The 22224-nt window shown below is 66.3% G+C and carries 18 protein-coding genes and 2 riboswitches; of the genes, 6 read left to right on the top strand and 12 right to left on the bottom strand.

Annotated elements, in window-relative coordinates:
• Position 1: 1 nt before the first annotated feature.
• The gene (locus ACZ1I2_RS20095; protein ID WP_465172412.1) at positions 2–469 is read left to right on the top strand and encodes an SUF system Fe-S cluster assembly protein; all 468 of its coding nucleotides are present in this window, start codon (positions 2–4) and stop codon (positions 467–469) included.
• A complete protein-coding gene (locus ACZ1I2_RS20090; RefSeq protein ID WP_465176077.1) occupies positions 469–822 on the top strand; it encodes a HesB/IscA family protein in 354 nt (117 codons plus the stop codon). Before ACZ1I2_RS20095 ends, ACZ1I2_RS20090 begins: the two co-directional genes overlap by 1 nt.
• A gap of 42 nt (positions 823–864) precedes the next feature.
• Here ACZ1I2_RS20090 and ACZ1I2_RS20085 read toward each other — a convergent pair whose 3' ends face one another.
• The 9 genes from ACZ1I2_RS20085 to ACZ1I2_RS20045 all read right to left on the bottom strand — a co-directional run bounded on the left by ACZ1I2_RS20085 (position 865) and on the right by ACZ1I2_RS20045 (position 9224).
• Positions 865–1236 carry a hypothetical protein gene (locus ACZ1I2_RS20085; RefSeq protein WP_465176078.1) on the bottom strand — a complete coding sequence of 124 codons (372 nt, stop codon included), beginning with the start codon at positions 1234–1236 and terminating at the stop codon, positions 865–867.
• Between the two features lie 219 nt (positions 1237–1455).
• Positions 1456–2520 carry an alpha/beta hydrolase gene (locus ACZ1I2_RS20080; RefSeq protein ID WP_465176079.1) on the bottom strand — a complete coding sequence of 355 codons (1065 nt, stop codon included), beginning with the start codon at positions 2518–2520 and terminating at the stop codon, positions 1456–1458.
• Between the two features lie 588 nt (positions 2521–3108).
• A complete protein-coding gene (locus tag ACZ1I2_RS20075; protein WP_465176080.1) occupies positions 3109–3561 on the bottom strand; it encodes a MaoC family dehydratase in 453 nt (150 codons plus the stop codon).
• Positions 3561–4340 carry an SDR family oxidoreductase gene (locus tag ACZ1I2_RS20070; RefSeq protein ID WP_465176081.1) on the bottom strand — a complete coding sequence of 260 codons (780 nt, stop codon included), beginning with the start codon at positions 4338–4340 and terminating at the stop codon, positions 3561–3563. Before ACZ1I2_RS20070 ends, ACZ1I2_RS20075 begins: the two co-directional genes overlap by 1 nt.
• Positions 4341–4361: 21 nt before the next feature.
• A complete protein-coding gene (locus tag ACZ1I2_RS20065; protein ID WP_465172418.1) occupies positions 4362–4817 on the bottom strand; it encodes an N-acetyltransferase family protein in 456 nt (151 codons plus the stop codon).
• Positions 4814–6766, bottom strand: coding sequence for an acetyl/propionyl/methylcrotonyl-CoA carboxylase subunit alpha (locus ACZ1I2_RS20060; RefSeq protein ID WP_465172419.1), 1953 nt, complete (start codon positions 6764–6766; stop codon positions 4814–4816). Before ACZ1I2_RS20060 ends, ACZ1I2_RS20065 begins: the two co-directional genes overlap by 4 nt.
• 2 nt (positions 6767–6768) lie before the next feature.
• Positions 6769–7242 carry a nuclear transport factor 2 family protein gene (locus ACZ1I2_RS20055; RefSeq protein ID WP_465172420.1) on the bottom strand — a complete coding sequence of 158 codons (474 nt, stop codon included), beginning with the start codon at positions 7240–7242 and terminating at the stop codon, positions 6769–6771.
• Positions 7243–7277: 35 nt separating this feature from the next.
• Positions 7278–7619 (bottom strand): hypothetical protein, encoded by a 342-nt coding sequence (locus ACZ1I2_RS20050; RefSeq protein ID WP_465176082.1) that lies wholly within the window; start codon positions 7617–7619, stop codon positions 7278–7280.
• Between the two features lie 3 nt (positions 7620–7622).
• On the bottom strand, positions 7623–9224 hold the full coding sequence (locus ACZ1I2_RS20045) for a carboxyl transferase domain-containing protein (protein WP_465176083.1): 1602 nt from the start codon (positions 9222–9224) through the stop codon (positions 7623–7625).
• Between the two features lie 171 nt (positions 9225–9395).
• Between ACZ1I2_RS20045 and ACZ1I2_RS20040 the strand changes: the two genes are divergently transcribed.
• Positions 9396–11453: a M13 family metallopeptidase gene (locus ACZ1I2_RS20040; protein ID WP_465176084.1), complete on the top strand. Its 2058-nt coding sequence runs from the start codon at positions 9396–9398 to the stop codon at positions 11451–11453.
• Between the two features lie 20 nt (positions 11454–11473).
• A complete protein-coding gene (locus ACZ1I2_RS20035) occupies positions 11474–12115 on the top strand; it encodes a glutathione S-transferase family protein (RefSeq protein WP_465176085.1) in 642 nt (213 codons plus the stop codon).
• Here ACZ1I2_RS20035 and ACZ1I2_RS20030 read toward each other — a convergent pair.
• Positions 12103–12981, bottom strand: coding sequence for an SDR family oxidoreductase (locus tag ACZ1I2_RS20030; protein ID WP_465176086.1), 879 nt, complete (start codon positions 12979–12981; stop codon positions 12103–12105). The genes ACZ1I2_RS20035 and ACZ1I2_RS20030 overlap by 13 nt on opposite strands.
• 102 nt (positions 12982–13083) lie before the next feature.
• Between ACZ1I2_RS20030 and ACZ1I2_RS20025 the strand changes: the two genes are divergently transcribed.
• Both ACZ1I2_RS20025 and ACZ1I2_RS20020 read left to right on the top strand, forming a co-directional pair.
• On the top strand, positions 13084–13938 hold the full coding sequence (locus ACZ1I2_RS20025; protein ID WP_465176087.1) for a helix-turn-helix transcriptional regulator: 855 nt from the start codon (positions 13084–13086) through the stop codon (positions 13936–13938).
• A 43-nt stretch (positions 13939–13981) separates the two neighbouring features.
• Positions 13982–14069: riboswitch (glycine riboswitch) on the top strand.
• A gap of 1 nt (position 14070) precedes the next feature.
• Positions 14071–14136, top strand: a riboswitch (glycine riboswitch).
• A 109-nt stretch (positions 14137–14245) separates the two neighbouring features.
• Entirely contained in the window at positions 14246–15592 is a 1347-nt protein-coding gene (locus tag ACZ1I2_RS20020; protein WP_465181672.1) for an L-serine ammonia-lyase, read from the top strand.
• Between the two features lie 194 nt (positions 15593–15786).
• Here the strand turns inward: ACZ1I2_RS20020 and ACZ1I2_RS20015 are convergent, their stop codons facing one another.
• Both ACZ1I2_RS20015 and ACZ1I2_RS20010 read right to left on the bottom strand, forming a co-directional pair.
• Positions 15787–19986, bottom strand: coding sequence for a translocation/assembly module TamB domain-containing protein (locus ACZ1I2_RS20015; protein ID WP_465176089.1), 4200 nt, complete (start codon positions 19984–19986; stop codon positions 15787–15789).
• Positions 19986–22112, bottom strand: coding sequence for an autotransporter assembly complex protein TamA (locus ACZ1I2_RS20010; RefSeq protein WP_465176090.1), 2127 nt, complete (start codon positions 22110–22112; stop codon positions 19986–19988). Before ACZ1I2_RS20010 ends, ACZ1I2_RS20015 begins: the two co-directional genes overlap by 1 nt.
• Positions 22113–22224: the final 112 nt, after the last annotated feature.

Genomic DNA, 22224 nt, shown 5'->3' with positions numbered 1-22224 from the left:
GATGAACGAAGAACGCAAGATTGTGGTTGAAGAAGTGGACTCGGTCGAGGCGCCGCCCAGGGCGCGCGTCGATGGCGGGGTGACGGAGACGTTCGAGCGCAAGCGCGACTATCTGGAGGGTTTCCTTTCCCAGAAGCCGCAGGCTCAACCTTCGGGCGAGCCGGGCGGCGCGCTGTATGAGGCCGTCGTCGACGCGCTCAAGGAAATCTACGATCCGGAAATCCCGGTGAACATCTATGATCTTGGCCTGATCTACGGCGTCGAGGTGACTGATGAAGGCCATGCGGTGGTGACGATGACGCTCACCACGCCGCATTGCCCGGTCGCCGAATCCATGCCCGCCGAAGTCGAACTGCGCGTCGGTTCGGTGCCGGGCGTCGGTACCGCTGACGTCAATCTCGTCTGGGATCCGCCATGGGATCCGCAGAAGATGTCGGACGACGCCAAACTCGAACTGGGGATGCTGTGATGGCAACCACCGCGCGCGTGCGCCCGGCGGCGCTGATCCTGACCCCGACCGCCGAGGCGCGGATCGCGGACCTGATGACCAAGGCCCCCGAAGGCGCGATCGGCGTGAAGCTGTCGACGCCCAGGCGCGGCTGCTCGGGCCTCGCTTATTCGGTCGACTATGTCACCGAGGCCAAGCCGTTCGACGAGCGCATCGATACGCCCGGCGGCACCCTGTTCGTCGACGGCGGCTCGATCCTCTATCTGATCGGGTCGACCATGAACTGGGTCGAGGATGATTTCGCGGCCGGCTTCGTGTTCCAGAACCCTAACGCCAAGGGCGAATGCGGCTGCGGCGAGAGCTTCACCGTATAAAGGGTTCGGCCGCTCGCCGCCTGTCGCTGGAGGTCGCGCCGATCATGGCATGCCGAGAAAAGCGCGCAGCTCGGCATCGCTGAGCGAGCCGTCCGCGTTCGCATCGGCCGCCTTGAAACGATCGGGCACGGCCGCCAGGAACGCGTCCTTGGTGACATAGCCCTCGGCGTCCACCTGCGCGCTCGCGAAGGAGGGCTGCATGAAGTCCGGCAGCGTCTCCTTCTTGATCTTGCCCGCATTCGATTGATCGACGAACGTCCACCCCTGTGCCGAAAAGGCGGTCGCCTCGGCCAGGCTCACCTTGCCGTCGGCATTGGTGTCGGCCATCGCCATCGGATCGAAATCCTGGGCATGGGCTGGCAGGGCAGAGCCCGCAAAGGTCAATATAATGGCGGCTGCGAAACCAGGCTTCATGATAGTCTCCCTCTGATGGTCGGTCGTCGTTCGGCTGCGCTAAAGCGCTCTCGGGCTGGATTAATCCCCACCGTTCGGGCTGAGCCTGTCGAGGCCCTGCTCTCCTCTTCCTCGGAAGAAAGAACAGCCCTTCGACAAGCTCAGGGCGAACGGGGAGAGACGATTCCAGCTAACTAAGTTTTGCTCCAGGAATTGCTCCCTGGCTTTGTGTCGGCGTCATCAGCGACCCTTTTCGAAGACGAGATTGCGGCTGAAGAACGGGATCACCTGATCCTGGAATCGGATTGCGACATTGTTGGTGTGGTCGCCGGGATAGATGTCGAAGCCGTTGGCGATGCCATAGCTGTCGAGCACAGTGTGCAGCTTCTCGGCATCGACCTTCAGCCCGTCTTTGTCTCCGACATCGATCGAGATCGCGCGATATTGCCGCAGGTTGCCAATATATTGGTCGACAAAGGCCAGCGGTGCGTTGGCCGCCCATCGCGCGAGCACGTCGGGCTGGGCCACGCCGTCCTTCACCGGCAGGTCGAGATAGAGCGGCGGGTTCTTCGGGTTGGGCGACCATGCCGCGGCGCTCGCCAGCTGCGCTCTCAGCCCGAATGGCAGCTTGGCCGAATCCGCCGGCACCTTCACGGCCGCAAGTGCCGCTGCCGCCTCCGCGTTGAACTGGCCGCCCTGGCGCGCCGACAGGCAACACGGGCTCATCATATAGAGCGCGCCGAACACCTCCGGATGCTTCATGCCGATCCGGCTGGTGCCGTATCCGCCCATCGAATGGCCCGCCAGCCCGCGGCTCTCCCGCTTCGCCAGCGTCCGGTAATGGCCATCGACATAAGCGACCAGATCGCGCGCCACGAAGGTCTCGAAGTCGCCGGTCGTCGTCGAGCTGGAATACATCGAGCCGTTGTGAATGGTCTTGCTGTCGGGAAAGACCAGGATCATGTCCTTCGCGCCCTTGGCGAAGCCGCCCTCGATCGTCTGCGGAACATGGATTTCCCTGGTCCACTGGTCGGCACCGATCGAATAGCCGTGAAGGGCGTAGACCACGGGATAGCGATGCCGCGGGTTCTTCGCATAGCTGGGCGGCAGCACCACGATGACGTCCCGGTCGGCGGTTTCGCCTTCCAGGTTGCCCATGATCGCCGGTGAATGGACCTTGATGCGTTCAATCGCGACAGGCTGTGCGCCGGCAACTGGCGGCGGTGCGTTCGTCGTCACCTGGGCACCGGCTGCGTTCGCCGCGCAAAGCAGCAATGCGGCACTCACGCCGTAAAACGGTTTCATCTTCAGGCCCCCTCGCGATGGCGTCCATTCTTTGCGGAAGCAGGCGCACGCGGCCCCTCTCCCGATGATCGTATTTCCGCAGGCCGGTCGTTCCGCCCCCGTGTATCAATTTGTCTGTGTATTTGCGTCGAAAGTCAACGATCGGACGCATCTGCTCGCGCTGCCTTTCCGCGACGGCCGGAAGGGCGAGGCGGATAACAGAAGAGAGATGGGAGGGCGATCCCCGCTCGAAGGTCGTGCGAGGCCAACATGGATTAGGTCGGAGTTATCCCACAACGACAGCGCCGCGATGGCTGTTCCAGCGCCGGGGCGGATCGATTCAAATCCGGCGTGAAAGGGGTAATGATCGTGCGGGGTGGAGTTGTATGGCTTCACCCTCGCTCCTTCTCGTCGCTGTATAACCGGATTTGCCCTTCGGGCGCGCATTTCCCTGTTCCGCTCGGCAAAATTCGCTGTTCCGGCATAACAGGGAATTTCGATCAACACATTGTGAATGCTGGACGATTTGGTGAAAACGGTCGAGTCGGCGGCCGGAAAAAACGAAATTCCCTGTTAATTCCCTGTTATTGGTGCAGAAACAGGGAAATCTCAGGCCGGCTTCTTCCGCATCAGCGCGGTCCTGAGGCACGAGCACACCTCTTCGTCGCGCTGGTTAATCATGCGGTGGCGGAACGTCACCAGTCCGGCATCGGCGCGCGACTTGCTCTCGCGCAACTCGACCACCTCGGTCTCGCAGCGCAGCGTATCGCCGATGAACACCGGCTTGGGCATCACCAGCTTATCGTAACCCAGGTTCGCCACCAGCGTGCCGAGCGTCGTGTCGCCCACCGACACCCCGACCATCAGGGAGAAGGTGAAGGTTCCATTGACGACGATCCGCCCGAACTCGGTCGCGCCGGCATATTCGGCATCGAGGTGCAGCGGCTGCGGATTGTGCGTCAGCGTCGACATCAGCAGATTGTCGGTCTCGGTCACCGTGCGCCGGATCTCATGGCTGATCCGGTCGCCCACCTGCCACTCGTCATAGAATCTGCCGGCCATCAGCCCATGCCTCCCAAGGTCCGTCCCGCGGTCCAGCCGCCATCGGCCGGCAGCACCACGCCCGAGACATAGCGCGCATAGTCCGATGCGAGGAACAGGCAGACATCGGCGACATCGTCGACCGTGCCCATCCGCCCCAGCGGCACCGACCGGGCCGACTTCGCCTTGGCCTCGGGCGTCGGCGCCAGCCGCTCCATGCCTTCGGTCCCGGCGATCGGCCCGGGCGAGACCGAATTGACCCGCACGCCTTCCGGCCCCCATTCGATCGCCAGCGTCTTGGTGATCATGTCGACCCCGGCCTTGGCTGCGCAGACATGGACCTGGAACGGCGTGGCGATGAACGCCTGGGGCGCCGAAATGTTGATGATGCTCGCGCCGGGCTTGGTCAGATGCTCGTACGCGGCGCGCATGACATGGAAGGTGCCGAGCGTGTCGATCTCGGTAACGGCCTTGAACCCGTTCGAACTGAGCATCGCCGCCGCGACGGGGAAATTGCCGGCCGCGCCCGACACCAGCACGTCGATCGTGCCGCGTTGCGCGCGGAAATCGTCGATCGCCGCCTTCACCGCATCATAGTCGCGCACGTCGAGGCTATAGCCGAGCGCAGGCGTGTTCTCCGACAGCGCCGCCACCGCGGCATCGACCTTGTCCTGGCTGCGGCTGGCAACGGCGAGCGTCGCCCCGCGCCGGGCAAAGGATTTGGCAATGCCCAGGTTGATCCCGCTGGTCCCGCCGAACACCATCACGGTCTTGCCGGTGAAATCGAAGCCGTCGGCCATATCCATCCCCTGGTTTGTTTTTCAGAGCTTCAGCTTGAACCCGGCATGGCTCTTGTTCCAGCCCATTTGCTCGTAAAAGCGATGCGCATCGGTCCGCGTCGACATGGAGGTGAGCTGCGCCATATGGCAGCCGCGCTCGCGGAACAGCGCAACCGCCCATTCGATCATCTGCTTGCCGAGTCCCTGGCCGCGCAGGCTGCTCGCGATCCGCACTGCCTCGATCTGCCCGCGCCAGCCGCCGCGAAAGGCGATGCCTGGCAGGAAGCTCAATTGCATCGTGCCGACCACCGCGCCGTCGAGGTCGGCGACGACCTGCATCTGGTTCGGATCGGCGACGATCGCCTCGAACGCGGCGAGATAGCGCGGATCGAGCGGCAGGCTCGCATCCTCGCGCCCCTTGCTCTGCTCGTCATCGTCGAGCAGCGCGACGATCGCGGGCAGATCATCGGCGGTCGCTGGGCGGAAGATGATGCTCATGCGGCCCGCTCGATCCGGGCGAGCACCGCACCCTCGCTCACCTGTCCGCCGGTCTCCGCGCCAAGCTCCGCCACCGTTCCGTCGAACGGCGCAACGAGGCTGTGCTCCATCTTCATCGCTTCGAGGGTGAGCAGCTTCTGGCCCTTGGTGACGGTGGCGCCTGCTGCGACTTCGACCGCGATGATGCGGCCGGGCATGGGGGAGAGGATGGTGCCGTCAGAAGATGCGCCGACGGCGGTTCCGCGTGGTTCGTAAAGGCGGAAGCTGCGATGTTCGCCGTCAGCAAAGCTGACCGCGGTCCCGTCCCGTTCGAACCCGCCAAAATGTAAACCCGGGCCGGCATAATCGGTATTCATCAGGCTCTGGCCGATGATCGACAAGGCTTGCGAAGTGAACCGCTCGACTAGGTTGCTCTCATGAACGACGCCAAATTCGTCCACCACCCGAACGGGTGCACGGCGCTCGGCATTGAGCCTGAAGCCGAGATTGTTCCAGGGATCCTGCCCTTTCGTGTCGAGTTCACCTAGGTCATAGGCAGCTTCTGCTGCCATGGTCTCGACGGGAAGTTCAGGCGTCGCGAGTTCCGCGAGATGTCGATCGATAAAGCCGGTGTCGATCTTGCCGGCCAGAAAATCAGGATGATCGAGAGCACGGGCGACAAAGGCCAAGTTAGTCCGCACCGGACTGATCTGCGCGGTTTCGCAGGTGGATGCCAGTTCCCGCGCCGCTTCCTCCCGGCTTTCACGATGCTCGATCAGCTTGCCGAGCATGGGGTCGTAGAAAGGAGAAACGACGTCGCCCCAATCATATCCCATGTCCTTTCGTGTGGTCCATTGGTCTTCCCACGGCGTCATGAATTTGAATGATTCGAGCTCGCCGATGGAGGGCAGGAACCCGTTCCGTGGATCCTCGGCATAAAGCCGCGCCTCCATCGCCCAGCCATCAATAGCCAGCTCATCCTGCCGCTTCGGCAGCGGCTCCCCGCTCGCCACCCGCAACTGCCACTCGACCAGATCCTGCCCGGTGATCTCCTCGGTCACCGGATGCTCGACCTGCAGCCGCGTGTTCATCTCCATGAACCAGATGCGGTCGGCGCGCAGGCCTTCACTGGCGTCGGCGATGAACTCGATCGTGCCGGCGCCGACATAGTCGACTGCCTTGGCCGCCTTCACCGCTGCGGCACAGATCGCCTCGCGCGTCACCTCGTCCATGCCGGGGGCAGGGGCTTCCTCGATCACTTTCTGGTGGCGGCGTTGCAGTGAGCAGTCGCGCTCGAACAGATGGACGACATTGCCTTGGGCATCGCCGAACACCTGCACCTCGATGTGCCGCGGCGAGAGGATGTATTTCTCGATCAGCACCTGTGTGTTGCCGAAGGACGATGCTGCCTCGCGCTGGCAGGACAGCAGCGCGTCGGCGAAATTCTCCGGCGCTTCGACGCGGCGCATGCCCTTGCCGCCACCGCCCGCAACCGCCTTGATCAGCACGGGATAGCCAACCGCCGCAGCCTCCGCCGCGAGCCGCTCCGGCGACTGGTCCTCGCCGAGATAGCCCGGCGTCACGGGCACGCCCGCCGCGATCATCCGCTCCTTGGCGGCATCCTTCAGCCCCATGGCGCGGATGCTATCGGGCTTGGGCCCGACCCAGATAATGCCGGCATCGATCACCGCCTGCGCGAAGTCGGCATTCTCCGACAGGAAGCCATAGCCCGGATGGATCGCCTCGGCCCCGGTGTGCTTCGCAGCGGCGATTATCTTCTCGCCGACCAGATAGCTCTCGCGCGCCGGGGAGGGGCCGATATGCACGGCCTCATCGGCCTGACGCACATGCAGCGCCTTGGCATCGGCATCCGAATAGACCGCGACGGTGCGCACGCCCATCGCCCGCGCGGTGCGGATGATCCGGCAGGCGATCTCGCCGCGATTGGCGATGAGAAGGGATTTCAGCAAGATCAGCCCTCGCAACCCGTGGCGCGCGCGGTCCAGGTGATGTTGACGATCTTCCAGGCGCCGGCTTCGCGGACCAGATCGAAATGGTCGACGCCGCAATGATGCGCCTTGCCGTCGATCAGGAAAATATAGGGCGCCCAGACCATCGCGATGTCGCCGTCGATCTCGATCGCTGGGTTGCTGATGCGCTCCTCATATTTCTCCGGGCCGGGTTTGACCCCGGCGGCGAACTCCGCCCAGCTCATATGGCGGACGGTGCGTGTGCCGTTCGGCGCTTCATTCGCCACGGTCGCGCCGCCCTCGCTACGAAGCTGGGCCAGGATCGCCGCGGAATCGCGTGCGGCCAGCCCGGCGAACAATGCGTTGATCGGCGCCATCACCGCGCCCTCGTCAGTGCCGGGGGGCGGCAGGCCGGTGCCCTTCGGCATCGGCTGCATCGGCGTGACCTGGGCGAGAAGCGCAAGCATCAGGGACATTCACAGGACTCCATGGAAAGGCGTCGTCTCGACGGTCACGATGATATTCCGAGCTCATCGTCCATCGATTCCCAGACGAGGAAGAGCGGATGAGCCGGTTCGTACGCAAAGGCGGCAAAGGCCGCGATCACTTCGTCGATCGTGAACAGCGTGCCACCCGCTGGCCTGACCGCCCGGAAATGGTGAACCGGATCCTGCGATTGCCGTTCGATGACGTAGCCATCGCCCTCGCAGGCGGTCTGCATGTAATCGCCATCCGACAGGGTCAGGATCGCGAAGCTGTTCCTGCTGTCCGGTGCGAGGATACGCAGTTGCGCATCCAGCGTCGCGGCATTGGGCCTTGGGAATACCAGGCCGTCCTCGAGCTCGAATTCCATCGCTTACATCCTGAACACGCCGAACGACGCCTTTTCCGGAATGGGCGCATTCAACGTCGCCGCAAAAGCCAGACCAAGCACATCGCGCGTCTGCGCCGGATCGATGATGCCGTCGTCCCACAGCCGCGCCGTCGCGTGCCAGGGATTGCCCTCGTCCTCATATTTCTGGCGGATCGGCGCCTTGAACGCCTCGGCCTCTTCCTCGGTCCAGCTCTCCGCATCGCGGTGCACCGTCGCCAGGACCGAGGCCGCCTGCTCCCCACCCATCACGCTGATCCGGCTGTTGGGCCAGCTGAACAGGAACCGCGGCGAATAGGCCCGGCCGCACATGCCGTAATTGCCTGCGCCGAAGCTGCCGCCGATCAGCACGGTGATCTTCGGCACGCTCGCCGTCGCCACTGCGGTCACGAGCTTCGCGCCATGCTTGGCGATGCCCTCCGCTTCATAACGCCCGCCGACCATGAAGCCCGAGATGTTCTGCAGGAACAGCAACGGGATGCGCCGCTGGCACGCCAGCTCGATGAAATGAGCGCCCTTCACCGCGCTCTCCGAGAAGAGCACGCCGTTATTGGCGAGGATCGCGACCGGCATGCCCCAGATATGCGCAAAACCGCACACCAGGCTCGATCCATAGAGCGCCTTGAACTCGTGAAACTCGGACGCGTCGACCAGCCGCGCGATCACCTCGTGCACATCGTACGGCGCACGGACGTCCGACGGGATGATCCCGTACAGCTCCTCCGCATCGAACTTCGGCGCCCGGGGTTCCACCAGCGCGATGTCGGGTTTCCGGTTCTCGGGCAGCGTGGAGACGATGTCGCGCACGATGGTCAGCGCATGCTCGTCATTCTCGGCGACATGGTCGACCACGCCCGACTTGCGGCCATGCGTCTCCGCGCCGCCCAGTTCCTCGGCGGAGATCACTTCGCCCGTCGCTGCCTTCACCAGCGGCGGGCCGGCGAGGAAGATCGTGCCCTGGTTGCGCACGATCACCGTCTCGTCGGACATCGCGGGCACATAGGCGCCGCCCGCCGTGCAACTGCCCATCACGCAGGCGATCTGCGGAATGCCCTTCGCCGACATGGTCGCCTGGTTGAAGAAGATCCGCCCGAAATGGTCGCGATCGGGAAACACCTCGGCCTGATGCGGCAGGTTCGCGCCGCCCGAATCGACCAGATAGATGCAGGGCAGGCGGTTCGCCTCGGCGATCTCCTGCGCGCGCAGATGCTTCTTCACCGTCAGCGGATAATAGGTCCCGCCCTTCACCGTGGCATCGTTGCACAGGATCATCACCTGCCGGCCGGAGACCCGGCCGATGCCCGCGATCACGCCGGCACCCGGCACCTCGTCGTCATACAGCCCGTTCGCGACGAGCTGCCCGATCTCGAGAAAGGGCGATCCCGGATCGAGCAGCCGCTCCACCCGGTCGCGTGGGAGCAGTTTGCCGCGCGACGCGTGCCGTTCGCGACTTTTCTCGGACCCGCCAAGCGCCGTCCGCGCGACATCGGCACGGAGTCGCTCCGCCAATGCCCGGTTGTGCGCTGCGTTGGCGCGGAAGGTCTCGCTCTCCGGCGATAGCTTGGTGTCGAGAGCCGGCGCGCTCATGGTGTTATCCTCATCTTGGCCCCTGACTAGACAGCGATCGCGCGAATGGGAAGCGACGCTCGCGGCATAAGGCTCTGTGCGGCGGTGCGGGGAAACGGCGGCGTTGGTATCTGGTGTAACCGAAAACACGGGTGTATCCCCCGCGCCATACACCTTGGAGAGGTCTATCACATGAAGCGTTCAACGATTTTTCTCGCGGCCCTGCTCGCCACCACTGCCTGCACCCAGAGCGCGACGACGCCGGTTGCGGGCAGCGCGATCGGCGTCGACGTGGCGGGGCTCGACAAGGCCGTCAAACCCGGCGACGATTTCGACGAATATGCCAATGGCGGCTGGCGCGCCAAGACCGAGATCCCGGCCGACCGGTCGAGCACCGGCATCTTCCTTCAGGTGTTCAACATCGCTGAAGGCCGCAATGCGCAGCTGATCGCGGAAGCCGTCAAGGCCAATGCCGCCGCCGGCACCGACCAGCGCAGGATCGCCGATTTCTACAATGCCTATCTCGACACCGCCGGCATCGAGAAGCGCGGCCTCGCCCCGATCAAGCCCGAGCTGGACGCGATCGCCGCCATTGCGGACAAGACCGCCCTGGCCAAGGCCCTCGGCGCCGATCTTCGCGCCGATGTCGATCCGCTCAACGCGACCAATTTCAAGACCGAGCATCTGTTCGGCCTGTTCGTCACCCAGGCGCTCGACAATCCGGGCCAGACCGTGCCGTATCTGCTTCAGGGCGGCATCGGTCTGCCCGAGCGCGACTATTATGTCTCGGCCAAGCCCGACATGGCGCAGGTCCGCACCGCCTATAAGGCCTATGTTACCAAGGTCTTCACCCTGGCCGGCCTGAGCGATCCCGCCGCGCGCGCCGACCGTGTAATGGCGCTCGAGACCAAGATCGCCACGGCGCATGCCGGCTATATCGAGAGCCAGGACGTCCATAAGGCGAACAACCCGTGGAAACAGGCGGACTTCGCGAAGAAGGCGCCGGGCCTGGACTGGAACGCCTTTTTCGAAGCGGCGGGTCTTTCGGGCCAGCAGGACTTCATCGTCTGGCATCCCGCCCCGACCGCGAAGCTCTCCGCCCTGGTGGCGAGCGAGCCGCTGGAAGCGTGGCAGGACTGGATGGCCTTCCACCACATCAACACCGTCACGCCGGTGCTGCCCAAGGCCTTCGACGATGCCTCGTTCGACTTCTACGGCAAGACGCTGAGCGGCACGCAGCAGCCGCGGCCGCGCGACAAGCGGGCGATTGCCGCCGTGAACAACAGCCTGGGCGACGCGGTCGGCCAGATCTATGTCGCGAAATTCTTCCCGGCCTCGTCCAAGACCGACATCCAGAATATGGTGAAGAACATCCTGGCCGCCTTCGACAAGCGCGTCGAGAATCTGACCTGGATGGCGCCCGCGACCAAGGCCGAAGCGCGCAAGAAGATCGAGACGATGCGCGTCGGCGTCGGCTATCCCGAGACCTGGCGCAATTACGGGTCGCTGGAGATCAAGGGCGACGATCCGCTCGGCAATCTGCAGCGTGCGCGCCTCGCGGAATACCGACACCAGGTCGGCAAGATCGGCAAGGCGCCGGACAAGGGCGAATGGTGGATGACGCCGCAGACGGTCAACGCGGTCAATCTGCCGCTGCAGAATGCGCTCAACTTCCCGGCGGCGATCCTTGAGGCGCCGTTCTACGATCCCAAGGCGGACGCGGCTGCGAACTATGGTTCGATCGGCGCGGTCATCGGGCACGAGATCAGCCACAGCTTCGACAACACCGGCGCCGAGTTCGATTCGAGCGGCAAACTGCGCAACTGGTGGACCCTCGCCGACTTCGCGCATTTCAAGGAGCAGAGCGCGGCGCTTGCCAAGCAGTATGACGCCTATGAGGCGCTGCCAGGCCTTCACCTCAGCGGCGAACAGACGCTGGGCGAGAATATCGCCGACGTTGCTGGCCTGACCGCGGCGTACGAGGCGTACCGTGCCTCGCTCGGCGGCAAGGAAGCGCCGGTGATCGACGGGCTGACCGGCGATCAGCGCTTCATGCTCGCCTTCGCCCAGAGCTGGCGCGAGAAGACTCGCGAGAAGTCCACGCGTCAGCAGGTCGCGACCGACGGCCATTCGCCGGGCCGTTTCCGTGCGCAGACCATTCGCAACCTCGATGCGTGGTACAAGGCATTCGACGTGCAGCCGGGCCAGAAGCTGTATCTGGAACCCAGTGCGCGCGTGAAGGTCTGGTAAAAGGACGGGAAGGGCGGACCATGTTGCTGATCGGACAGTATGATTCGCCCTTCGTCCGCCGCGTCGCGGTGACGTTGAAGCTCTATGATCTGCCCTATCGCCACGCGCCGCTGTCGGCGTTCGGCGATGTCGAGGAGATCGCGCGCTACAACCCGCTGCGGCGCGTGCCGACCCTGGTCTATGAGGACGGCGTCGCGCTGACCGACAGCGGCGCGATCGTCGATGCGCTCGACGAGATGGTCGGCCCCGAGCGCGCCTTCCTCACCCGCCGCGGCGACGATCGCCGTGCCATGCTCCGTACCTGCGCCTTCGCCGCCGGCGTCGCGGAAAAGGCGGTCAGCCTGGTCTATGAACGTGCCTTTCGCGATGGCGGCCTGAAGATGTGGGTCGAGCGGTGCCGCGCCCAGGTGATCGACACGCTCGACCTGCTCGAACGCGAGCGCGCGGCGGCGAAGGACCCATGGCTGCTCGGCGAGACGATGAGCCACGCCGATGTCCTGCTCGGCACGATGCACCGCTTCGTCAGCGAGGCGCTGGCCGATCAGTTCGTCATGGATGGCTGGGTCGCCCTGGGGGAGCACGCCGCACGGTGCGAAGCGCTCCCCGAATTCACTGACGCTTATCAGGCGTTCAAGCTCACGCTGCCGGATCAGGCAGCATAATAGCCGGGCTGGTCGATGTCGCTCAGCAGATCCGGGCCCGTCGGTTCCCAGCCCAGCGACGACCGCGTGCGCGCGCTCGATGCGGGAATATCCGCTCCGGCGAAATCGGCGAACCAGCCGAAATGCTCCGGTCCACGCGATTCGACCGGCACGCCGAGCCGCCGCCCGATCACCGCGGCGATGTCCCTGAACGCGACTCCTTCGTCGCCGGTCGCGTGATAGGCCGCCTCGGTGGCGCCCTGTTCGAGCGCAAGCCGGTAGAGGCGCGCGGCGTCGAGCCGGTGTACCCCAGGCCAACGGTTCGCCCCGTCGCCGATATAGGCGGACACGCCTTTCTCGCGGGCCAGGCCGATCAGGAACGGGATGAAGCCGTGGTCGCCAGTGCCGTGCACCGACGGCGCCAGCCGGATGGAGGCGGCCCGCACGCCGCGCGCCGCCAGAGCTATCGCGGCGGCCTCGGACCGGCGCGGGTAGGAGGGGTGCGACGCGGGCAGATCCGCCTCGGTCGCGACCCGGCCCGGCGCGAGCAACGCAAAGCCCGAGGTGACGAGCAACGGCCGGTCCGACCCCATCAGCGCGCTGCCCAATGTCTCGATCGCCAGCTGGTCCTGCCGCGCATTCTCGGCAAACCGGGAGAAATCATGGTTGAATGCGGTGTGGATCACCCCGTCCGCCGCCGCCGCGCCATCGCGCAGCGTATCGAGGTCGTCGAGCGTCCCGGACACGATGTCGGCACCGGCCGCGGCGAGCCCGGCTGCCTTTTCCGCGGACCGGGCCAGGCCCGTCACCTGATGGCCGGCACTGACCAGTTCCTCGACCACCGCCGACCCGACCCATCCGGTGGCACCCGTTACAAATACGCGCATCTGCTCATCTCCAGCATTTCGATCCGCCTATTGTCGTGATCCGGTTTATGCGGGTAAAGTAGTGACATTATCCTGGTATAAACACTAACTGGATGGGCAGCCATGTCCGACGACAACATGCTCGGCACCTATCTCCGGAATCGGCGCACCAGGCTCGATCCCGCCTCGTTCGGGTTCGCCGGGCGGCGGCGGACCACGGGGTTGCGCCGCGAGGAAGTGGCGCAGCGCGCCAATATCAGCCCGACCTGGTATACCTGGCTTGAACAAGGACGTGGTGGGAAACCCTCGGCCGACGTGCTCGATCGCATCGCGGCGGCATTGACCCTGACGGAGGTCGAGCGCGAGCATCTGTTCCTGCTTGGTCTCGGCCGCCCGCCCGCGGCCCAGTATCGCGGCGGGGATCCGATCACGCCGCGCTTGCAGGGGCTGCTCGACGTGCTGACCTGCAGTCCCGCCATCGTGCGGACCGCGACCTGGGACGTCGTCGCCTGGAACCGCGCCGCGGCGGTGGTCCTCACCAATTACGGCACGATCCCGCCCGGCCAGCGCAATATCCTGCGCCTGATCTTCTGCGACGATCGAGTCCGCGCGGCGCAGCCGCAATGGGAATCGGTGGCGCGATTCGTCGTGAGCTCCTTCCGGATCGATGCCGCGCGCGCCGGCGCCGACGCCGAGGTCGCGCCGCTGGTCGAGGAACTCTGCCGGTCGAGCCCCGAATTCGCCTCGATGTGGCAGGACAATGAAGTGCGGACCTATGGCGACGGGACCAAGCATCTGCGCCATCCCCAGGTCGGCCTGATCGCCCTGGAATATTCCGCCTTCGCGGTGGACGGCCGGCCGGACCTCAGCCTGATCGTCTACAACCCGGCCACGCCGGACGACCGGGCGCTCGTCCAGTCCCTGGTCGACGGGTGGGAAGCTCCTGTCGAGGAATCCCGCGCGGTCTGGGCATCCTGACCAGCGTGGCGATTGACTTGGCGCGGGCACTCGCTCACCTATCGGCGGTCGCACGGGAGAGATCGGCTTTGGCCGGCGCCGAAGGAGCAACCGCCCCGGAAACTCTCAGGCAAAAGGACCGCGCGACACAGACACTCTGGAGAGTGGTGCCACGGCACCCGCCGACGGGATAGCGATCTCAGGCAAAGGGACAGAGGGGGCATGCAACGGCGCGCGCAGCGCCTGACAGGAGCATGCCCCGGTGACCTCACCTCTCGCGACCTCGACTTTTCCCGACCCGCGCTTTCGCCCGATCAGCATCGCCGAGATGTTCACCATCGGCATCGGCCCGTCCAGCTCGCACACGGTCGGGCCAATGCGCGCCGCGGCGGATTTCGCGCGGACCATCCTCGCCCTGCCGGAACGCGCGACCAGGGTCGGTTGCAGCCTGTACGGATCGTTGGCGCTCACCGGCATCGGGCACGGCACCGATACCGCGGTCCTGCTCGGCCTTGCCGGCTGGGAGCCGGAGACAGTCGATCCCGAAGCGGCGGCGGCGCTGGTCGCCGGGTTCCGCACGGACAATGCGCTGCCGCTCGGGCGAGGAGGCGGAGAGGGCGGCTATGCGGTGGCGCTGGACGGCAAGGGCGGGATCGATTTCCATCCCGAACGCTTCGAGCCGGAACATCCTAATGCCCTCGATCTGACTGCCTGGTTCCCGGACGGTACGTCGCAGACGCTACGCTATTATTCGGTCGGCGGCGGCACCATCCGGCGCGGCGGGGAACGACCGGAGCTTGGCAATGTCGCGGTGCGCCATCCCTTCACGTCGGGTGACGAGCTGCTGCTGGCGGCCGAGGCAGAGCATATCTCGATCAGCGAGCTGGTTCGCCGCAACGACACTGCCTGGCGCACCGCGGCCGAGACCGACGCGCTGCTCGACGGCGTCGCCGATGCGATGCGCGCCTGCATCGATCGCGGCATGGTGAAGGGTGGCATATTGCCGGGCGGCCTCAACGTGCGTCGCCGCGCCAAGGGGCTGCACGAAGCGCTGATCTCCCGCTCGGAACGCGGCGCCCCGTCGCATACCATCCAATGGGTCAGCCTCTGGGCGCTGGCCGTGAACGAGGAGAATGCCGCCGGCGGCCGCGTGGTCACCGCGCCGACCAATGGCGCCGCCGGCATCATCCCCGCGGTGATCCGCTATTACGAGACGTTCGAGGGTCCCGCGACGCGCGAGGGCATTCGCATCTTCCTGTCGACTGCGGCGGCGATCGGCATGCTCTACAAGACCCGCGCCTCCATCTCGGCGGCGGAGATGGGCTGCCAGGGCGAGGTCGGCGTGGCCTGCTCGATGGCCGCCGCCGGCCTCGCGGCGGTGCTCGGCGCGAGCAATGCCCAGATCGAGAATGCCGCCGAAATCGGCATCGAGCATAATCTCGGCCTGACCTGCGATCCGATCGGCGGGCTCGTCCAGGTGCCCTGCATCGAGCGCAACGCGATGGGCGCGGTCAAGGCGATCAACGCCGCCTATCTCGCGCTCGACGGGGACGGCACCCACATCGTCAGCCTCGACCAGGCGATTGAGACGATGCGCCAGACCGGCGAGGACATGCGCTCCAAATACAAGGAAACCAGCCTGGGCGGCCTCGCCGTCAACGTGGTGGAGTGCTGACAGGCAGTTGGATCAATAGGTGCAAGGAGCAAACCGTTCGTCCTGAGTAGGGGCTGAGCGAAGTCGAAGACCCGTATCGCAGGACAGTTGGAGCGCATGACGCCTGTTCTTCGATACGCCATTCGACAAGCTCAATGGCTACTCAGGACGAACGGAGACGGTATGGGTTTCGGCTCTACGCCTCAAGCCGCCCGTCAATAATCCCTCGAATAGCGCAGGTTGATCGCGGTCCCGTTCGATCCGCCGGTCTGGCTCAGGATGCTCAATGCCTTGGACAAGGCGATCTCGATCTGGGTCGCGGTGAAGCCGCGCGTGTCGGTAACGATCTCCACATAGATATCGTTGGAGATATATTTGCCCGCGGCGACGGACGTTCCGCGCCCGGTTGCCTCGTCCGCGCCCAGCACGCGCAACCGGTCGATGCCCGAGGCGGAGCGCAGCTTGCCCAGCGGATTGAGCCCGCCGCCCGAGCCGCGCAGCGAATTGAGCGCCGAGGCGAGCTGGATCGCCTGCATCGGCGACAGCTCGGTGATCGAGTTGCCGAACAGGATGCGCGAGAGCAGTTCGTCCTGCGGCAGGCTGGGCGAGGAAGTGAAGGTGATTTGCGGGTTCTGCGCCCGGCCACCGATATTGATGGTGATCGCGGTGCCGGAGAGAGTCGCCGTCGCCCGCATCGACAAGCTCGGGTTCGTCACCGGGCCGCCTTCGAAGCGGATGATGCTGTCCTGGTCGAGATCGAAACGCTTGCCCGCGAAATTATAGGTGCCGCGCACCAGGTCGACATTGCCGATCACCTCCGGCGTGGCCGAGGTGCCGCCCACCCGCAGGTCGGCGCTCCATTCGCTTTCCAGCCCCATGCCGGTCACGAACAGCCGGTTGTCGGCACGGATGCGCAGGTCGAGCTTGAACAGGCTGGGCACGCCTGCCGCAGCTTCGGCCGCATCGCGCGCGGCCTGCGCGCGGCTGGTGCCCTTGCGGCGCACCCCCTGCAGTTCGGCGACTTCGGCCGCGCCCTGGCGGATGATCTCGTACCGCACTTCGGGCAGGTTCAGGGTGCCGGAGATCAGGCCGCCATTCGCCTTGCTGTTGGTCACCGCGATCTCGCCCGAGACGGTCGCGCCCAGCGCGTCGCTGCGCGCGAGCTGCGCATTGCTCAAGGTCACCCGGACATCGATCGGGAAGCCCGCGTCCGAGCCGAACCCGACGCTGCCGCGTGCTGAGACGGTGCCCTTGCCGGCGCGCCCGGTGAACTCGCTGATCTCGAACCGGTCGTTGGTGAAGCGTCCGGTCAGCTTGATCGCGCTGATGCGGGTGCCATAGGTCTCGTTATCATAGGCCAGCGCATTGGCGCGGATCAGCCCGGTCAGCTGCGGGCTGGAGATACGGCCGGAGAAATCGGCGGCAATGCCGATCTGCCCGGTGAGCGTCTGGTTCGCCAGGCCCGACAGGCTCCACAGCACGTCGGCCGGTCCGTTATACCGGATGCCGCCGCCGAGCGGGGCATCCATCAGCGCCGTCATCCAGTCGCCGCCGCCGACCGGCTGCAACCGCAGCTGCGCCCGCCCGATCGTCGCACCGCCGCGCTTGATCAGCGCGGCGAGCGCGCCGCCTTCGGGGCGGAGCGTGCCGAGCGCCGAGATGTCGACCGGGGTGGACACGACCGCCGCGCCGGAGCGGGTGAAGCTACGGATGTCGACGCGCAGGTCGGCGCGGGGCACGCCCGATCCGGCCTGGACATAGTCCAGGCTGCCGGTCGCCCGGCCGCCGGTGCCCGCGCCGGCGGCGAAGGTGTTGAGGATCGCGAGATCGAAATTGTCGAAGCGCGATTGCAGCTCGAGCGTCTTGCCATAGCGACCGGCCACCCGCACCTGCCCCTGCGGCACGACGATCGCGACCGGCGCGAGCACATAGATGCCGTGCTCGTTCCGGATTATCGCCGGCTGGGCGAGGTGGAAGGGCACAGTGCCTACCTGGCCCTGCGCCGCGACCCGGTACAGGTCGGGCGAGAGCTGGGCGTTGGCGGCGATGCGGAAGCTCGCGCCGCTCTGGCCATTGGCGACGATCTGCGCGGTGCCGCGCCCGCCCTGGTAATTCACCTTGGCGCGCGCCGCCTGGAGGAAGAAACTGCCCTGGCGCACGCCGGCGAGCTGGACATCGGCGAGGATCTCCGGCGCCTTGGTGTAGAGGGTGATCGTCGCCTCGACGATCGCACGCTCGATCACCAGCTTGGCCTGGCCGGGGATATGCGCGCCATTGGCCCGGGCCGAGACCTGCGCGCGCTGGATCTTGCCGACCGCCGACAAAGTGACGGTGCCGGTGATGCCCGACCCATTGGCGGTGAGCTTCCCGATGAACGGCCCGGCGGGCGCCTGGCGGACGGTGCCCGCGAAACCGACCCCGGCGAAGCGCGCGCGGTGGATGTCGATGGTCAGCGGCCCGCCACCGGTGCGGATCAGCACGTCCGCGTTGAACGGCCCATAAGGCGAGCCGCCGGTCGCGACCACGGCATAGCCGGTCCCGGTTCCGCGGATCGTCGCCACGACATCGCTGAGCTGCACGCCGACATTGGGCCGGCTCGCCCGCAGCTTGATCAGCGGGCGCTCGGCGGTGCCCGATATGGCGACCGCCAGCGGGCCATATTGAGTCGAATGGCCCTGCGCGGTGAAGGCGATGCGGCCGTCGGGCAAATAACTGCCCTGGCCGCCGGTGAGGCGGAAGCTCGGCGCCGCGACCCGTAGGTTCTGGACCCGGAACACGCCCTTGGGATCGAAGCTGAGATTGCCGACGATCACCGCGCGTCCGCCCAGGAAGTTCTGAACGCCGGCATTGTCGAGCTTCACCGTGGTGACGCCGAACCTTCCCTTCAGCCCGAAGCCGCCGGACGGGACGGTGACCAGGTTCATGTCGGTCGTCAGGTTGATGATGCCGACGCCGTCGATCCGGTAATCGTTGATCCGCCCTTTCAGCCCGGCGCGGTAGATGCCGGTCGACAGGTCGGCGACGACGATCGCGGTGGCATCGATCTGGGGCGAACGGATGCGCAGATTGTCCGACAGGATCGTGTCGCCGGAGATCGCGAACTCGCCGTTGATCGTCACCTTTGTCAGCAAGCCGCCGGCCGCCGCGTTCAGCCCGGTGACGCGCGCGATGCGGCCGGTGACGGGCACGATGATGCGGTCGGCATCGACCCGGCTGCGGCCTTCGGCGTAGAGGCCCTGCACCACGGTCTTGTCGAAGCCGATCGCCGCGGCGCTGATCTTGTAGTCGACCAGCGGCCGGACAAAGGCGCCGTCGAGCCGCAGCGACGCGCGCACGTCACGCCCGTTGAGGTTCGGCGCGATCGATCCGGGGGTGAGCAGGCTCGCCTCGACCTGCAATCCCTCGAAGCGGCTCTGCGCCAGATCGATCATGCCGTTCGCCGTGACCGCCAGCGCGTCGGACTTGACCGACAGCTTCGTGTTCGCGCGCCGCTGCGCCAGGGTCGTGGTCAGATCGACCAGCAGTGCCGGCGCGGTCAGCCGCTCGACCGGCCCGGCCAGGATCAGCCCGGGATGAAGCGGTCCGCGCGCGGTGAAGGTGCCGTTGCGTGCCGTGAGATCGAGCGCGGCCAGCGGCTGGCCGCCGAGCAGCGCCCGCGCCTTGCCCTGCCAGGACGACCAGCTTCCCCGCCCGTCGATCCGCGCGACGAGCGGCTGTTTGAGACCCGCCATGCCCGCGACGATTCCGCCCGCCGGCGCATCGAGCCGCGCATCGACGATCAGCCGGTCCTGATCCGGCACCGCATCGAGCACCAGCGCGAGCCGGTCGCCGCCGTCCAGCGCGGCTGCGTTGCCGGTGATCTGCGCGCGGCCATCGGCGATATGCGCGACGGCATCGAGTGTCATCAGGCGCCGCGTGCCGGTGACGGGCGCGCCGAGCACCAGGCGGTCGACCTTCAGTCTGCCGATATCGATATCGACGTCGGGCAGGGTGGGGGCGTTGGGGTCGCTCGGCACCACTTTCAGTTCGGGCAGGCGGGCAAGGGTGATCAGCGGCGCGCTGGCGGACCGAATATCGGCATGGTTGCGGATGAAGGCGAAGGGCCGCCAGTCGAGATCGACTCGCGGCGCGGTGGCGAACACGCCCTTGGGATCGCTGATCTTCAGGTCGCGGATGGTCAGCTTGCCGTAGAGCGAACCCTCCAGCCGGCCGAATTCGACCTTGATGCCGGACGCCGTCTCATAGCCGGTCAGCTTGCCAGCGAGGAATCGCCGGCCCGGATCGGTATTGAGCGCGAACACCGCCAGCACGGCGAGCGCGAGCAGAGCCGCGACAGTGATTGCCACCCATTTGGCGATCCGCCCGACCGGCAAGCGGCGGCGCGGCACCACGGTTTCGACCTCGGTTTCGGCCATCAGAAGGCCTGCCCGATCGAGATATAGATCGCGACCTTCGCTTCGCCCTTGCGCCGGCCCAACGGCGTCGCGACGTCGAACCGTACCGGCCCGAAATTGGTGTAGTAACGCGCGCCGATACCGACGCCATAGCGCAGGTCGCTGAACTTCGGTTGAGTCGAGGCATAGGCCTGGCCCACATCGAAGAACGGCACGATGCCGTAGTCGCCGAAGCGGTACCGTGCCTCGATCGCGCCCTCGACCAGGCTGCGCCCGCCGACCGGATCGTTATTGGTGTCGCGCGGGCCCAGCTGTTGATAGCCGAAGCCGCGCACCGATCCGCCGCCGCCCGCATAAAGCCGCCGCGACGGCGCGATCGCATCGCGCGGCGCGCCGGCGATCGAAGCGACCCGCACGCGCCCGGCGACCACCAGGCTGTCGGAGACCGGGTAATAGGTGCTGCCGTCCACCTGCGCGCGGGCGTACCGATAGTTGCTGCCTTCGGTCTGCGACGTCTCCGGGCTGATGCGCACCATCGCGCGGAAACCCTTGGTCGGATCGAGCAGGCTGTTCGTGCTGTCGAACGCGAGTTGCCCGTTCAGGCCGAAAATACCGTAATTCTGATAGGCGCGCGTGCCGCTGGCCGGCTGGAACGTGTCCTCGCGCGATCCCAGCAGTTCGAAGCCGTACGCCCAGGTCCAGCGCTTCTGCCAGATCGGGGTAGAATCGAGCGAGATCTTGCCGTTGATGCCGATCGTCAGCGCCTTGTACGCCTTGAAGTCCTGCCGGTTGGCGGTGACGCCGAACAATACGGTCTTGTCGCGGCGCCCCGCATTGGCGCGGCGGAACGTGGCGGCGAGCCCCTGTTCCTGCGTCCCCGCGGTACCGCTGAAAGTCAGCGACCCTTCCGGGCGGAACAGGTTGCGGTGAGTCCAGCTCGCCTCGAGCCTGATGCCTTCGCCCGTCGAATAACCCGCGGTCGCGGCCAGACGGCGGGGCTTGCCGGCATTCTGGGTGACGAGCAGGTCGACCACTTCGGTGCCGTCGGCCGCCGTCCGGCCGGTCTGGCGCGGCTCGACCGCGACGCTGTCGAACAGGCCGGTCGCGACCAGCGCCTCGCGCAAGTCGTTGACCTTCCGGTCGTCATAGAGCTGGCCCGGCTTGAAGCGCGCGAGGATGCCGACGTGCTTCGCGTCGAAGGCGAGCTTGCCCGTCGTCGAATAGGTGCCGAACGAGGAGCGCGGCCCAGTCTCGACCGGCAGCGTATAGGCGCCGAGATGACTCGCATCGTCCAGTTCGATGTCGCGCTGCCCGACCTTGACGAAGGGATAGCCCTGTTGCGGCAATTGCAGCGCGACGCCGCCTTCGGCGGCCTCGATCGCGCTCGCGACGATCGGATCGCCGGTGCGCAGGGCGAGCGCGCTGCGCACCAGACCCGGCGGCACCGTCTCCGGCCCTTCGATGACGATCGAGCCGAGCGTGTAGCGCGTGCCGGGTGCGGCGCTGATCGTCGCGGTGACTCGCCCGGGCTGGTTCTGCACCGGCTCGACCAGCGAGGAGGCCACGCCGTCATAATAGCCCTCGGAGCGGAGCAGGCGCTGGGCGAGCCCCTCATCCTCCTTCGCCCGTGCGGCAATCACCGCGCCATTGGCGCCCTTGCCGTCGCCCTTGTCGAGCGCCGAGAGCGCGCGGAACGGGCCTTCGAGATTGACCGCGTCGAGCCCCTCGACCTTTACGGAGTAGCGCAGCTCGGGCGGGGTGTCGGCAATCTCGGTCTGCGTCGTCGCGGGCGGCGGCTCGACGTCGAAGCCGGCGAGCGGGGGCAGGGGCTGGGTGAGCGCCGGATCCTCGGCGGTGGGCGCGGCGACGGTCTGCGGCGCGGCGGGGCTCGGCGCCGTCGGCTGGGTGGCGGGCGCGGCCGGCATCGCATCGATGCTCTCGATCGGTGCCAGCGGCTGGTTCAGCTCCCCGTCGATCGGCGGCAACGCTTCCTGGAATTGCGACTCCGGGATGATGGGATCACTGCTGGCGGGCGCGGCGGGATCGGCCTTGGCCGCCTGATCCTGCTGGTCCTTGCGCGCCTGCTCGACCGGATCGGGGCGGCGCTGTGCGGATACAGGCTGCGTAACGGCATACAGGCTAGCCAACAGGACTAAGCTTGAGCTTGAACGCAAAACAGCCTGTCCCCCGGCGCGAATGAATAAAATACCTGCCCTGCGGTGCCTATCGGGCGGGTTGCGTGTGGTTCAGGCACAACCC

This window comes from Sphingomonas sp. BL-S-29, from assembly GCF_055521495.1.
This window is presented reverse-complemented; position numbering and strand designations above follow the sequence as displayed.